We start from the raw sequence: 13,594 nt of genomic DNA, 5'->3' as shown, positions 1-13,594 counted from the left end.
CAGGCTCGAGGACATTCATGAAGGCAGGAAGGCGAGGACGTGATCGAGCAACACCTCGGGTGCTTCCTCCGGGATGTAGTGGCCGCAGGGCAGCGCCATACCCTTTACGCCGGGATTCCAGCGGCGCCACTCGGCCAGAGGGTCGAAGCACCGTTCGATCACGCCATCGCGTCCCCACAATGCCAGGAAGGGACATTGGATCTGCTTGCCCGCGGCAAGATCGGCCTGATCGTGTTCGAGGTCGATACCTACCGAGGCACGGTAGTCCTCGCAGATGCCATGTGCGGTTGCCGGATCGGACAGGCAACGCAGATAGGCAGCATAGGCCTCCGGCGCGAAAGGCTTCAGGCCGGCACTGCGGGCTCCCATGGTCTGCTTCAGGTAGAGATCCGGGTCGGCCCGGATCAACGTCTCTGGGAAAGGCGACGGTCGCACGAGGAAGAACCAGTGCCAGTAGGCGTGCGCGAATTCGAATGAGGTCTGCTGGTACATCGCCAGCGTGGGTGCCACATCCAGCGTGACCAGGCGGGATACCACATCTGGATGATCCAGCGCCATCCGCGCCGCGACCCGACCACCCCGGTCATGACCGATCACCGCGAACGTCGGCAGGCCCAGCGCCTGCATTAATCGCACTTGGTCCAAGGCCATCCGACGCTTGGCATAGTTGGCGTGGTCTGGCTCGCCTGGCGGCTTCCCGCTGTCGCCATAGCCGCGCAGGTCCGCAACGACAACCGTGAATTGCCGCGCCAGCGTCGGAGCCACCTTGTGCCAGATCGCGTGTGTCTGAGGGTGTCCATGCAGCAGAAGCAGCGCCGGCCCGGTGCCGGCCATCAACGCATGAATCTTGATGCCATCGACCGTGGCGGATACGTCGGAAAAGCCTTCGAACATCCCTTGCCTCCATGTTCCGACGGCCATTCTATTCCTGCATCAGAACGGCGTTATTGAATTATATTTATTCAATTCATAACTTATAAGAACGAATTGGAGCATCATGTCCGAGTTCTCCGACATCCGCCTTTTCACCCTAGTGGCGCGCCATCGCAGCTTGGCTGCGGCCGCGCGCGAACTTGGCGTCACCCCGCCAGCGGTCAGCAAGCGCCTGGCGCATTTGGAAAAGCGGCTCGGCGTGCGCCTGACCCATCGCACGACACGACGCCTGACACTCACGCCGGAGGGCGAACGCTACCTGGCCGAGGGATCACGCCTGCTCGGGGAATTGCAGGAACTTGAGCAAGTGCTGATCCGCGGCCATGCCGAACCGGCCGGACTGCTCCGTGTCAATGCCTCATACGGTTTCGGTCGTGCGCGGGTGGCACCGGCCATTTCGGCGTTCGTTGCCCGCTATCCCGCCATACGGGTGCAACTGCAATTGACCGACCAGCCCTTGAACCTGCGCGAACACGGTTATGACATCGGCATCCGCTTCGGCGATCCCCCCAGCACCCGGATCAATGCAAGGTTGTTGCTGCGCAATCACCGTCTTTTATGCGCTTCGCCGGCCTATGTTGCCCAGAACGGTAAGCCGAACGTTCCGCACGACTTGGTGCGTCACGCCTGCTTGATCGTTCGGGAAAACGATGCGGCCTACGGCGCTTGGCATTTCCGCCGCGGAAAGTCCACCGAGACGGTCAAAGTCGACAATGTGCTATCGAGCAACGATGGCAACGCCGTGCTGCGCTGGACGCTGGACGGCCATGGCATCGCCATCCGCTCAGCATGGGAAATCGCACCCTACCTGGCCCGGGGCGAACTGATTCCATTGCTGGGGGATTGGAAGCTACCCAACGCCGACATCTACGCGACCTACCTGGAACGCAGCGAGGTGTCGTCCGCCAAAGTGCGCGCGTTTCTTGACTTCACGGCAAAATACTTGGCGACGAGTTGAAACGCCATCAAAAGGCAGCAATAAGCATTTCCATGGGAGGAGTCATCGTGACGCCAAAGGCGATCACGCACTCGAGAGGCCGATGCCAGGCGGATCACACATCGGCACTGTTGCAATGCCCCATCAACAACGCCGATTCCACCATCCCCGGCAGCAGACTGCGCTGGGCGAGATCGCGCTTGAGCCCTCGCCGAGGTTGCGCCGCCAGAGTCCAGCAACAGCCGCGGCAGCGGACTTCAGTGCTTCATTTGTGATGCGCACAATCTCGTTGACGAACCTCATCCCGGCGCGCTTGGTCACGCATGAATGCAACCCAGCGGTCGGAGGCGAATGAGGTGTCGCTGGGGAGCGCAAACGATCACATGGCTTGACCGGCAGGTGCGACGGCGATGCAGTTGACATCGCCATTGCTACGGAATAGCATTCTAACTAACGGTCGTTAGGTATTCTCGGATCGTTATCGGTTGTTGACCGATACGAATTCACCACATGGAGAGTTCTCGAATGAGTGCGGTTGCAGGACCAGTCGATGGTGAGGCGGGATTTCCGCTGAAGATCTACGACTTCCCTCGGGGCCCTTACCCGACGCGTGTCCGGATCGCCCTAGCAGAAAAAAACCTCCAGTCACGCGTGGAGTTCGTGATGGTTGATCTCCGCAAGGGGGAGCACAAGGATCCCAGGTTCATCTCGGATAAAAACTACTCCGGAACGGTTCCGGTGCTTGAGCTTGCGGATGGAACGTGCATTGCCGAGTGCACCGCCATCACGGAGTATCTCGATGCGCTTGTCGGCGGTCCGGTTTTGACGGGCTCCACAGCGTTCGAGAGGGGAATGATTCACATGATGAGCAAGCGCGCCGAACTGGAGCTGCTTGACGCCATCAGTGTTTACTTCCACCATGGAACGCCGGGTTTGGGGCCACTGGTGGAGCAATACCAGAACAGGGAATGGGGACTCAGGCAGCGCGACAAGGCCTTGCGAGGCATGCATTATTTCGACGATGTGCTTCGCAAGCGAGCTTATATTGCCGGCGACGCGTTCTCCATGGCCGACATTACGGTCATCGCCGGACTGATATTCGCTGATATCGTCGACTTGGCGGTACCCGCCGAATGCACGGCGCTCTTGGCATGGTACGAAAGGATGAAAATGCGCCCCAGCGTAAAGAGCCAACCCGCATTTGCTCGCAGGTAGGCCGTTCGACGTACTCGTAACCAGACGGTCGCAAGACAAGATACCGCAGTGGAGCGTCATTACACAAGTCGAGGGCGACAGCCGTGGAGAGTCAGAGAAACACGAACTCCAGTGACAAGATCTTGTCCATTGCAACACGAATCGCCCAGGCGCACGGTTACGGTGGCTTGAGCGTTCGCCGCTTGGCCGAAGAAGTCGGTGTCAAACCTGCAAGTCTTTACCATCATTTCCCGAGCAAGGCGGCTCTCGCTGCTGCAGTTGCCAGGCGATACTGGGAAAATTCGTCGACGCAATTGGAAGAATTGTTGAATCGGCTTCCGGACCCCACAGATTGCTTGCGCAGATATCCCAATATGTTCAGGAAGGCGCTGGAGAACGACAACCGCATCTGCCTGTGCAGTTTCATGACGGCTGAATACGATGACCTTCCCGAGAATGTGAGGCAAGAAGTTCGAACATTCTCTGATGTGCATATCACATGGCTGGCTAAGGTTTTGGCGAGCGCCGGGATTGTCAATCCGAACATCGCGAAAGAACGCGCGCAGGCCATCTATGCTGCAATCACAGGAGCGCAGCTGATGGCACGTGGGCGTTCCGACTTAAGTCTTTTCGATACGTTGATCACGAGCTACAGGGCAACCGGGCTTCTGCCGGCCTAGAGGCGAGGCCAGCGGACGCACCACGAAGACAAGCGCTCGACTGCTGTTTGAGCAAGGCAACCGCCACGCTACGTTTGGGGCGCGTCCAACGCCCGGCATTCTCAGGGCTGGGGCTATGCATTCCAGGGCTCAGGGGCAACCTCAAGCCGTAGTGCTCCTATGCATGAGATCCCATGGCTGCGTGTCGCCGAAGCTCATGCTCAGATGCTCGATGAAGCGGCGAACTTTCAACGACACATGCCGCTTGCTCGGATAGATGGCATGAATCGCCAAATCAGTTGTTTTGTGGTCGGCCAGCAGGACACGAAGCGCACCGCTGGCGATGGACTGCTCGAACACGAAGCTGGGGCCGTAGACCACCCCCGCCCCTGTCAGCGCTGCCGCTAGCAGCATCTGCATGTTATTTGCAGCGAGCCGGATCGCACCATCAATGTGATGGGTCTGGCCGTTAGCATCCGTGACGCTCCAGTCTCCGGCTGAAACCGCCTGGGAGAAAGCGAGCCGAGGTGCCTGGCGGAGCTGTTCGACGGTTTTCGGCTCGCCATGTCGTGCCAAAAAGGATGGCGCTGCGCAGAACATCATGCGACACGAGGCGAGCCGCCGAGCAACGAGATCGGAGTCTTGCAGACGGCCGATGCGGATAGCAATGTCGATGCCATCTGCCAGTAGATCGACATAGCGATCGCTCAGCGTGGTCTCGATCGAGACATCGGGGTATTCAGCCAGATAATTCGATACAACGCGACCAAGATGCAGTGCCCCAAAGGTTGTCGGCGCAGCCACGCGCAACATTCCACGCACACTCTGTTGCGCGTCCTGGGCTTCGCGATTCGCGTCCTCGTACTCTTCCAGTAAGCGCTTGCATCGCGTGTAGTAGGACCGCCCTACATCTGTTAGCGTCAACTTGCGCGTACTGCGTTGAAGCAACCGAACTTTCAACTGTCCCTCGATCGCGGAAACGTGCTTGCCCGCCATCGAGGGTGACAGGCCAAACCGTCGAGCGGCGCTTACCAAGCTGCCTTCTTCGACTGCGGAGACGAACACCGCCATGCTGAGCAATCTATCCATACCACCTCATTCGATATCCTGATTATCAGGTGGTAATAAATCTAGGCCAATTATCGGCCGAACGGAATGGGTCTAGCCTAGCACTGTAGCCAGCCGATCCCCGGTGGGCTTTAGCAAAAGGATGTTCCAATGAAGGTCGAATCGAACGGTATAGAGATCCATGTCGAGGAACAAGGGCAAGGCGATCCGTCACTCGTTTTTCTGCATTACTGGGGCGGCTCGTCTCGCACTTGGAAGCATGTCTGCTCCAGGCTGGCGCCAAACTTCCATACGCTTGCTCTCGATCATCGCGGCTGGGGTCAATCCGACGCGCCTTCGATGGGCTACGGGCTGGCAGACCTTGCAGCCGATGCGGAGGGCGTGATCGCAGCGCTGCACCCGAAGCGCTACGTTCTGATCGGTCACTCTATGGGAGGCAAGGTTGCTCAGCTTATGGCGTCGCGGCGGCCTGTCGGACTGGTCGGGCTGGTTCTCGTCGCTCCTTCACCGCCATCGCCAATGATCTTGCCGAAAGAGGCACGCGAAATGATGGCAGGAGCCTACGCAAATCGCGAAACAGTGGAGGCGACTATCGACAACGTGCTGACGGCCCTCCCACTGTCAGCGGAGGATCGCGAACAAGTGATCGCGGACAGCTTGCGTGGCGCGCCAGCGGCCAAGCTAGCTTGGCCCAGAGCGACCAGCTTGGAAGACATCACTGGACAGGTAGGTGCCATCGACGTACCTACGCTTGTTATTGCAGGCGAGCGGGATCGCGTGGATTCGCCCGAGGTACTGAGGAAAGAATTACTTCCCCGCGTATCGCAAGCCGTCATGACCGTAGTACCAGATGCAGGGCATTTGCCTATGTTAGAAACACCGGATGCATTGACTCCATTGATTGAGAATTTCTGCCGTTCACTGCCAGGGAAGGGGTGAAGCGGACATCGCGGCGGTGCGCAATCGAAGCGCCTCGCAGCTAATACGCGGCGAAAAGCTCGCCCCCCGAAGGGCGTTGCACGGACGTGGGCGGCGCAGTTCGTGCACTGGTACAACCACGAGCACCTGCACAGCGGGCTGCGCTTCATGGCCCCGGCCGTTCGCCATGCCGGCCAGGATGAGGTCCAGTTGCAGGCACGCAGATGGGTATACGAGCTTGCCCGCCAGCGTCATCCGCAGCGCAGGACCGGACCGACCCGCAACTGGAGCCGCGTTGGCGCCGTCACCCTCAATCCCGACCGCGATGCGGGCGCGCCGAGGCAAAGCCGACAGCATGACAAGTAACCGATTAGCTGCATGAGATCAGGCGACAACTACCTTGACACGCACCGAGAGCACGCCGGCAACGGCGTGTTCTTACCCGAAGGCAAAGTCAGGTCCTGAGCGAAAGTCCGTATCGCTACCACACTGGATCAGTGCAACGCTTTTTCGCCCGGGCGCAGTGTCAAGACACGCACGCCGCTCTCGGTGACGGCAACGGTATGCTCGAACTGAGCCGACAGTTGCCCGTCGCGCGTGACGACCGTCCAGCCGTCGTCCTCAGTTCGAATGGCACGTCGTCCTTGGTTCACCATCGGCTCTATGGTGAAAACCATGCCTTCGCGCAGTACTAGCCCCGTTCGCGGCTTGCCCCAATGCAACACCTGCGGCGGCTCGTGCATCTCCCGGCCGATGCCGTGCCCGCAGTATTCCCTAACGATTGAATAGCCATTCCTGCGGGCATGCCGCTCGATGGCGTGGCCCACGTCACCGAGCGTAGCGCCCGGGTGGACGGCCTGGATGCCTTTCCACATCGCCTCATAAGCTACTTGCACGAGCCGCCGCGCCGGCTGCGACACCTCGCCCACCAGATAGGTCTTGCTGGAATCGGCTATGTAGCCGTTCTTTTCCAGCGTGATGTCGAAATTGACGATGTCTCCGTTTTGCAGGACGTCCTCGGCGGAAGGAACGCCGTGGCAGACCACATGGTTGCGGGAGGCGTTTAGCGCGTAGGCGTAACCGTATTGCCCTTTGCTGGCCGGACGTGCGTTGAGTTCATGAACGATGAGGTCATCGACCAGATCGTTGACCTGCATCGTGGACATGCCGATCAGGTTCAGCCGATCAAGATGGCTGAACACCTGCGCCAAAAGCTGGCCTGACTCTGCCATCAGCGCAATTTCTTCTGGCCGCTTGGTCATGCCGCCCCCATCTTGATGGGTTGTGCCACAACGCCCGCGGCCCGCAGTTCACGGGCAACGATATCGTTGAAGCTTTGCGTTGGATTCATTTCGCACAGCATGCCGATCCTGATCCAGAAGGCTGCCTGTGCGTTGATCGACCGGCACGATACTGCGCTGGCCTTGCGCAGTTGGTCATGCAGATCGTCGTCGATGTTCACGATACCCATGTGTCTAGTTGTATATGAAACGTATACGAATCATATAGGCGTCATGGCTGTAGCGCAAGTGAACTGCGCTGACGTGACCAAGTCGACGCCATGATGGTTTCCTAGGAGCCGGTAGCGCAGGCCTGACTCGGCGCGATAGCAATGGCGGGCCGAGTTCGCCGATCGGGCCATGACGGCATGGGCATCGGCAAGCTCGGCCAAGCTCCACTCTCGACCGAGGGCGTCGCCTTGACCTCGAACCTTCAGTCCCTGGCAAAAAAGGCATTCATGCCCGGCAGGTCGGACAGGTAGGTCTCGATAGCAGCGATCTTGCCATCGCGCAAGGTGCAGACCGTAGCCAGATGCTCGTCCAGTACGAGGTCATTCCGGCGTGCAGTGTTATGCAGCGAGAGCGCGACATTATCCCGGCTTACCAGAATGTGCTTGAGCTCGAAATTCAGGCCGAAGCTGGCAATTAGCTCAGCTCTGGCAACGACTGCTTCCGCACCGACCGCTGGACCAGAGATCTGATTGTCTCCGGGCAGAACCCAGGTGGCATCGTCGGTAAGAAGCTTACGGATCGCCTGCCAGTCGCGGCGGCTCAGTGCGGCATGGAACTGCTTGGCCAAAGCAAGTTTTGTTTCGTAGGTATGCATGACTATTCTCCTGTAGCGGGGTGTACAGCGAGATTGGACAGCGCCAGGGATGGATCTGTAAAATCGATATTCGATAGTAGCCAGCAATAGATTCAAGTTATGAAGAAGCGCGACATGGGTCTACTGGTGTCGTTGGATGTTCTGCTTGAAGAGGCCAACGTCACTCGTGCAGCACGACGCTTAGCCATCAGCCAGCCTGCACTCTCAGCCCAACTGGCTCGCTTGCGGCAGGTGCTTGATGATCCTTTGCTGGTGCCGGCCGAGCGCGGCCGAGGTATGCGGTTGACGCCACGCGCAGCGCAGCTGAAATCACCCCTGCATGAGTTGCTGACACGGCTTGAGGATCTTGTCGAGGCGCCCTACGCTTTCGATCCCGGCACGGCCAAGCGCGATTTCACGATCGCCATCAATGACAATGCCGCGATGACGATTGGACTGGATCTCATCGAGCGCATTCGGAAGCAGTCGTATGTGGGCCTTCGATTGGCCATGCTCCAGATACCCCGGGATGAGGTCCTGGATCTCACAGCTCGCGGACGCATCGATCTGGTGATCGGCACCCGAGCCTTCATGCCCCCTGGTTTGCGCACCCATGATCTGGTCGACGACAGGTTTCAGGTGGCCCAACGCAAGGGGCATCCTCGCGGCACGGCTGCAATGACGCTGGAGCAATACTGCGCTTATGAGCATGTGCTGGTGTCTACCAATGGCAGTTATCACAGTGGGATCGATGATTTTCTTGCAGAGCTGGGGCATTATCGACACACCACGGTATCCGTGCAGTACTACACAGCGGTGCCACCGATACTTGAGCGCACGAACTGCCTGGCGACACTGCCTGAGCGCTTCCTACACCGCTTTGATCACATGATCGACCGCTTCGACCTCCCATTCGCATTTGATCCGTTCCTGCTGCAGGTCGGTTGGCATCCGCGCTTTGACGAAGATTTAGGGCATCAGTGGCTGCGTGAACAGCTGATTGCGGCGAGGCCCTTCTGACGCATGAAATGACGGATACTCAAGGGGCTCGAAGCCCACGGGTAGTTGAGTTTCGCATCGGCCGAGTTTGCAGGCAGGAAGCGCGTGACCCGATGGGAAGCGTTTCTGGGGCGTATGCAGGAAGTTGTGCCGTGGAAGCTGCTGGTGAGTGTGATCGAGCCGTTCCAACGGAGGGCTGTTGAGTGCCATGCAGGGCGTCGTCCCATTGGCTGGAGCGGATGCTGCTCATGGGCGCAACTACGTCCACCGCAGTCAATTCTTGCCGGAATAACAGCCGGAGGCAGTCGCGTGCAAGTTAGTCGAATTCTTAGCAGGCCGTTGAATAAGTCGAGACAGGGTCAAGAAATGGTAATTTTGAGGGTGCCTTACCCCTTGCCCACTCAAGAAAAATCGCTTGTAGGCCATTCTGTGAGGCCGAGTTTTGGCAAGGGTTCATCACTCAGGACTTTTTCAACGGCCTTTTAGGCTGACGAGTCTGCGATCGGTATGCCGCAAGCCCCTGTGCCCATAAGAAACGGAAGCAGCGCTGCCAATACATCTTCTGGCGACTCCTCTGGTTGAAGGTGGCCGCCCCGGATGGGTACGCCTTGGACGTTGTTGGCCCATCGGCACCAGATGTCGATGGGGGACGGGCCTTCCCACCCTTGTGGCCAAAGCACAAGCACGGGGCAGGACAGCTTCCTGCCTACGGCACGGTCGGCCGCATCGCAGGCGCGGTCCTCCTGCGCTGCTGCCCGATAGTCCTCGCAGATGGCGTGCCGAACATCGGGATCTTGGAACGCACGCCGATAGGCATCGAGAGCGAACGGCTCGACATTGTCCAGCCCGCCCGCCATACGGGCCAGCGCAGCATCGATGAATGCCTGCGGGTCGGCGGACAGTAGCTTTTCCGGGAGCCCGAATGGCTGGGCCAGAAAGAACCAATGGAAATTGGCGCGTCCAAATCGTTCGTCTACCAGATCCCATGCATCCAGGGTCGGAATCACGGCCAGCGAGGCGAAGTGCGTCACCTGGCCTGGATAATCGAGCGCGAGGCGGTATCCGGCGCGTGCCCCCCGGTCGTGTCCCACAACGGCAAACCGGCGGTATCCGAGCTTGGCCATCAAGGCAATCAGGGCGTCGGCCACGCGACGCTTGGTCCAGCGCGGCCGATCCGAGTCGGGCCGACTGCTACCGTAGCCGGGCAGGTCTGGTGCCACGACCGTAAACGACTGTGCCAGCCGTGGCGCGACATGACGCCATGCAAGATGGGTTTGTGGGTAGCCGTGCAGCAGCAGCACGGGCGGTCCTCCGGAGCCGCCAGTGACGCCGCGGAACGCCACGCCGCCCGCCTCGATGTGTAACCCTGAGAATCCAGCAAATGAGTTCCACGATGCAGTGCCGTCGATGCCCGACATCATCAACTCCGTACGGTATGGATCGCTAGCGTGAAAGAGCCATGCGAACAAAATCCGACAGGTCCCGGTTGAAGCGCTCCGGTTCTTCGAGGAACGGCGCGTGCCCCGAATCGGCATACAGCTCGCTGCGGATCTGTGGGTTGAGGCTCGTTGCCCTGGCGATGCTGGGCTTGGCCTTCACGAGCGCATCCTGGGCGCCGTAGATCAGCAGGAGCGGAACCTCGGCCTTGCTCAATCCTTTGGCTGCCTCGACCGTCATCGACTGCACGGCACGTTGCATGTCCCACGATGCCAGCGCTGCGTTGGCCAGCAGCAAGGAGAACGTGGCCGCGTCGGGCTGGCGGCGGAAGCACAGCCGCAGGAAAGCGCGCTCGCCGTCCAGATGGGTTTGCAAGTCCGAAGCGATCATGTCGCGATAGACTTCAGGGTGCGCCACGATCTGGTCGGGCTTCAGCTCGATCACTCCGCCGACATAGACGGCACCGGCGATGGCTTTGTCGCCATAGACTGCCAGGTAGTTCGATATCACGGCACCGCCCAGCGACCATCCCACGAGCACCGGCTTGCGCGCGTGTGTCGATTCGATGATCGCGGCTATGTCATCGGCCCAGCGGCGCCCGTCGGTGTAGGAACTGGCCTCGGCCGGTTTGCCCGACATGCCGTGCCCACGCAGGTCGTAAGTGATCAATCGATAATGCTGGAGTCGAGGGTCCTGTAATTGCTTACTCCAGTTCAGCCGGCTGCCCAGCAGGCCATGGATGAAAATGATGGGAGAACCCTCGGGATCACCAGCTTCCTGGACGGCCAGCACCACTCCATCGGGGGCAGTGACGGTGTAATTCCGGGTTGCGGCGAACGTAGCCGGCGCGGCGGCCAGTAGCGCGAATGTTGCTATCAGTGCGCCGAATGCACCACGAAGTTTCGACAAAGACATAGACACGTACTCCTAGGTTCCTAGAACACGCCTAGTCTCAAGCCTCACATTGATGTGAGTGTCAAGCGGGGAAATGGTATAGTGGGTCCATGTCCAAGCCTCAAAGCCCCATGACCATTGGCGAGCTCGCCCACAAGACAGGGGCAAGCCGGCGCTCGATTCGGCACTACGACGACAACGGACTGCTAGCTTCCGTACGCGCGGAAAACGGCTATCGGATGTTTCTCCCAGTCGCCGTCACTCAGGTCCGTCAGATCCAGAGGTTGATCGCCACAGGCTTCAGCTTGGCGGAAATCCGCGGATTTCCCGATTGCATGCGCATGATCGAAGGAGCTGCGGCGTGTCCTGAAACGAGTGAAGTGCAACGCCGACGGCTCGCTTCAATAGAGCGGCAGATCGCAGACCTTGAACAGCGACGCGCACGGCTGCGCCAGATGCTGGTAGAAGAGGCCTAACAGGCTGTTGAAGTACACCCCATCCTCGATAGTCGATCGACATCAGTGTGAACCGCCCCGGGAATCCCGGAGACTCGTTGGTGTAAGTCACGCCGCCATAGCGAGCTCACGGGTCTGTTGATAGTAGTTCGCTTCGGCCCTCGGCCGGTGGGCTGTCGCCGATCGCCCCAGCAACCGCTTGTGGTTGAACCAGTCCACCCCTCCAGGGTGGCCAACTCGACGTCCTGCAGGTTCCGCCAGGACCACCGGTGGATGACCTCGGCCTTGTACAGGCCGTTGATCGCAGTCTTGCCGAATCATGTGTAGGCACAGATCCATTCCGGCGCACGCGCCTGCGACACCGTGGCCCCGAGGAACATGCGGTAACCGTTGCCGGCACGCGCGGAGCTCAACAGGCTGTGCTCGTCGTAGTGGCGGATCAAGCGCACGCTGGCGTCGCCGCAGCACGCCAGTTCGCCGATGGAGAGGAGCGCGTGGGGCTCGCTCGGTTCATGGGGCATGGATACGTCGTTTCACCCGCTTGACTCTCACATTGGTGTGAGGGTCGAGACTATCGGCATGCAGCCAGGGGAGTCGCTCCACGGTCCGGCCACCTGCGCCGGGGCTGTGGCGGCCCGTCGGCCCGACCAGACTTTTTGCGAAGCAGCATCCCCTCATTCTGGAACGTTCCGTCGCCGCGGCGCGGACCTCCCATTGCAGAGAACGACGACATGATCGAGTCCAGCCATCCCGCGCAGCCAGGCCACGCAACGCCTGCGTCCCCGCAGGAGGCGGCCTGGGGCGCCGTGTTCGCCCTGGCCCTGGGCGTGTTCGGCTTGGTCACGGCGGAGTTCCTGCCGGCCAGCCTGCTGACTCCAATGGCCGCCAGTCTCGGCGTGACCGAGGGCATGGCCGGTCAGGCCGTCACCACCACCGCGGCGCTGGCCCTGGCCGCCAGCCTGGTGATCGCGGCGGCGACCCGCGGCATCGACCGGCGCTGGGTACTGCTGGTCTTCTCGGTGATGTTGATCGGCTCGAACCTGCTGGTCGCCTTCGCGCCCGGCCTCAGCGCCGTCCCGCTGGGACGGGGGCTGCTGGGCATCGCCCTGGGCGGCTTCTGGACCATGGCAGCGGCCACGGCGATGCGCCTGGTGCCGGAGCGGGACGTGCCGCGGGCGCTGTCGATCGTCTTCAGCGGCGTCTCCTTGGCCACCATCGCGGCGGCGCCGCTGGGAAGCTACCTGGGCGGCGCCGTGGGATGGCGCAACGTGTTCCTGATGACCGCGGCGATCGGCGTGCTGGCCCTGGCCTGGCAGTGGCGCGCCCTGCCCAGGATGGCTCCCAGCGGCTCGGCCAGCCTAGGCACGCTGCTGGAAGTGATGCGGCGGCCGCAAATGGCGCGCGGCATGGTGGCGGTGCTGCTGGTGTTCGTCGGCCATTTCGCCTTCTTCACCTACCTGCGGCCGTTCCTCGAGCACGTGGCCGGCGTGGGCGTGAACGGGCTGTCGGTCATCCTACTCGGCTTCGGCGTGGCCAACTTCGCGGGCACCTCGCTGGCCGGCGCACTGTTGCAGCGGAACCTACGGTTGGCCCTGCTGCTGATGCCACTGGCGATGGGGCTGATGGGGCTGGCCTTCGTCGCCCTGGGCCGGGCGCCGCTGGCGGACGGACTGCTGGTGGCGCTGTGGGGCATGGCCTTCGGCGCGGTGCCGGTGGCCTGGTCCACCTGGATCACACTCACCGTGCCGGACGAGGCCGAGAGCGGCGGCGGCCTGCTGGTAGCGACAATTCAGCTGTCGATCACGGTGGGTGCGGCAGCGGGCGGCGCAGTGTTCGACGCGAGCGGGGCGCGTGGCGTGTTTCTAGCCGCGGCGATGGTACTGCTGGTGGCCGCGCTGACCATTTTCACCGGACTGCGTACCCATCGAAGCGATAGGGGACACAGCAAGGCGGCTTGATGAGCTGGCGATAGCGCGACCGCCCAAGTTCCTGCGGTTGGCTGCCGCTTTCCGAGT

At 60.8% G+C, this 13,594-nt stretch carries 16 protein-coding genes and 1 pseudogene; 8 read left to right on the top strand and 9 right to left on the bottom strand.

From position 1 onward, the window contains the following. Positions 1-15: 15 nt before the first annotated feature. Positions 16-894: an alpha/beta fold hydrolase gene (locus ACUTAG_RS11275; RefSeq protein WP_062737774.1), complete on the bottom strand. Its 879-nt coding sequence runs from the start codon at positions 892-894 to the stop codon at positions 16-18. A 103-nt stretch (positions 895-997) separates the two neighbouring features. Between ACUTAG_RS11275 and ACUTAG_RS11270 the strand changes: the two genes are divergently transcribed. The 3 genes from ACUTAG_RS11270 to ACUTAG_RS11260 all read left to right on the top strand — a co-directional run bounded on the left by ACUTAG_RS11270 (position 998) and on the right by ACUTAG_RS11260 (position 3,744). Then, on the top strand, positions 998-1,891 hold the full coding sequence (locus ACUTAG_RS11270; RefSeq protein WP_088928724.1) for a LysR family transcriptional regulator: 894 nt from the start codon (positions 998-1,000) through the stop codon (positions 1,889-1,891). 504 nt (positions 1,892-2,395) lie between these two features. Then, entirely contained in the window at positions 2,396-3,085 is a 690-nt protein-coding gene (locus ACUTAG_RS11265; RefSeq protein ID WP_446650169.1) for a glutathione S-transferase, read from the top strand. An 83-nt stretch (positions 3,086-3,168) separates the two neighbouring features. After that, positions 3,169-3,744, top strand: a complete 576-nt coding sequence (locus ACUTAG_RS11260; RefSeq protein ID WP_024128187.1) for a TetR/AcrR family transcriptional regulator — start codon at positions 3,169-3,171, stop codon at positions 3,742-3,744. Between the two features lie 141 nt (positions 3,745-3,885). Here the strand turns inward: ACUTAG_RS11260 and ACUTAG_RS11255 are convergent, their stop codons facing one another. Beyond that, positions 3,886-4,812 (bottom strand): LysR family transcriptional regulator, encoded by a 927-nt coding sequence (locus ACUTAG_RS11255; RefSeq protein ID WP_009618128.1) that lies wholly within the window; start codon positions 4,810-4,812, stop codon positions 3,886-3,888. Positions 4,813-4,941: 129 nt separating this feature from the next. Between ACUTAG_RS11255 and ACUTAG_RS11250 the strand changes: the two genes are divergently transcribed. Next, a complete protein-coding gene (locus tag ACUTAG_RS11250; protein ID WP_121493617.1) occupies positions 4,942-5,730 on the top strand; it encodes an alpha/beta fold hydrolase in 789 nt (262 codons plus the stop codon). A 102-nt stretch (positions 5,731-5,832) separates the two neighbouring features. Further along, positions 5,833-6,075, top strand: coding sequence for a hypothetical protein (locus ACUTAG_RS11245; protein WP_446650168.1), 243 nt, complete (start codon positions 5,833-5,835; stop codon positions 6,073-6,075). 128 nt (positions 6,076-6,203) lie between these two features. Here ACUTAG_RS11245 and map read toward each other — a convergent pair whose 3' ends face one another. The 3 genes from map to ACUTAG_RS11230 all read right to left on the bottom strand — a co-directional run bounded on the left by map (position 6,204) and on the right by ACUTAG_RS11230 (position 7,815). Beyond that, positions 6,204-6,971, bottom strand: a complete 768-nt coding sequence (map, locus tag ACUTAG_RS11240; RefSeq protein ID WP_009618130.1) for a type I methionyl aminopeptidase — start codon at positions 6,969-6,971, stop codon at positions 6,204-6,206. Then, positions 6,968-7,180 carry a ParD-like family protein gene (locus ACUTAG_RS11235; protein WP_009618131.1) on the bottom strand — a complete coding sequence of 71 codons (213 nt, stop codon included), beginning with the start codon at positions 7,178-7,180 and terminating at the stop codon, positions 6,968-6,970. The genes map and ACUTAG_RS11235 overlap by 4 nt, the downstream gene beginning before the upstream one ends. 242 nt (positions 7,181-7,422) lie before the next feature. Then, positions 7,423-7,815: a nuclear transport factor 2 family protein gene (locus tag ACUTAG_RS11230; RefSeq protein WP_009618132.1), complete on the bottom strand. Its 393-nt coding sequence runs from the start codon at positions 7,813-7,815 to the stop codon at positions 7,423-7,425. Positions 7,816-7,914: 99 nt separating this feature from the next. Between ACUTAG_RS11230 and ACUTAG_RS11225 the strand changes: the two genes are divergently transcribed. Continuing rightward, a complete protein-coding gene (locus tag ACUTAG_RS11225) occupies positions 7,915-8,814 on the top strand; it encodes a LysR family transcriptional regulator (protein WP_240443191.1) in 900 nt (299 codons plus the stop codon). Between the two features lie 461 nt (positions 8,815-9,275). Here ACUTAG_RS11225 and ACUTAG_RS11220 read toward each other — a convergent pair whose 3' ends face one another. Next, positions 9,276-10,214 carry an alpha/beta fold hydrolase gene (locus tag ACUTAG_RS11220; RefSeq protein ID WP_105775185.1) on the bottom strand — a complete coding sequence of 313 codons (939 nt, stop codon included), beginning with the start codon at positions 10,212-10,214 and terminating at the stop codon, positions 9,276-9,278. A 22-nt stretch (positions 10,215-10,236) separates the two neighbouring features. Then, positions 10,237-11,145: an alpha/beta fold hydrolase gene (locus ACUTAG_RS11215; protein ID WP_121493616.1), complete on the bottom strand. Its 909-nt coding sequence runs from the start codon at positions 11,143-11,145 to the stop codon at positions 10,237-10,239. Between the two features lie 89 nt (positions 11,146-11,234). Here ACUTAG_RS11215 and ACUTAG_RS11210 point away from each other — a divergent pair, with 89 nt between their 5' ends. After that, positions 11,235-11,600: a MerR family transcriptional regulator gene (locus tag ACUTAG_RS11210; protein WP_012492788.1), complete on the top strand. Its 366-nt coding sequence runs from the start codon at positions 11,235-11,237 to the stop codon at positions 11,598-11,600. 87 nt (positions 11,601-11,687) lie between these two features. Here the strand turns inward: ACUTAG_RS11210 and ACUTAG_RS11205 are convergent. Both ACUTAG_RS11205 and ACUTAG_RS11200 read right to left on the bottom strand, forming a co-directional pair. Further along, positions 11,688-11,884: pseudogene (locus tag ACUTAG_RS11205) on the bottom strand (IS3 family transposase); the annotation flags it as partial. 12 nt (positions 11,885-11,896) lie between these two features. Further along, entirely contained in the window at positions 11,897-12,100 is a 204-nt protein-coding gene (locus ACUTAG_RS11200) for a MerR family DNA-binding transcriptional regulator (protein WP_121493615.1), read from the bottom strand. 210 nt (positions 12,101-12,310) lie between these two features. On the opposite strand from ACUTAG_RS11200, the gene ACUTAG_RS11195 reads away from it, so the two are divergent. Then, on the top strand, positions 12,311-13,537 hold the full coding sequence (locus ACUTAG_RS11195) for an MFS transporter (protein ID WP_446650167.1): 1,227 nt from the start codon (positions 12,311-12,313) through the stop codon (positions 13,535-13,537). The last annotated feature ends 57 nt before the right edge of the window (positions 13,538-13,594 follow it).

The sequence above is a fragment of the Achromobacter sp. CSND-B12 genome, assembly GCF_052906545.1.
This window is presented reverse-complemented; position numbering and strand designations above follow the sequence as displayed.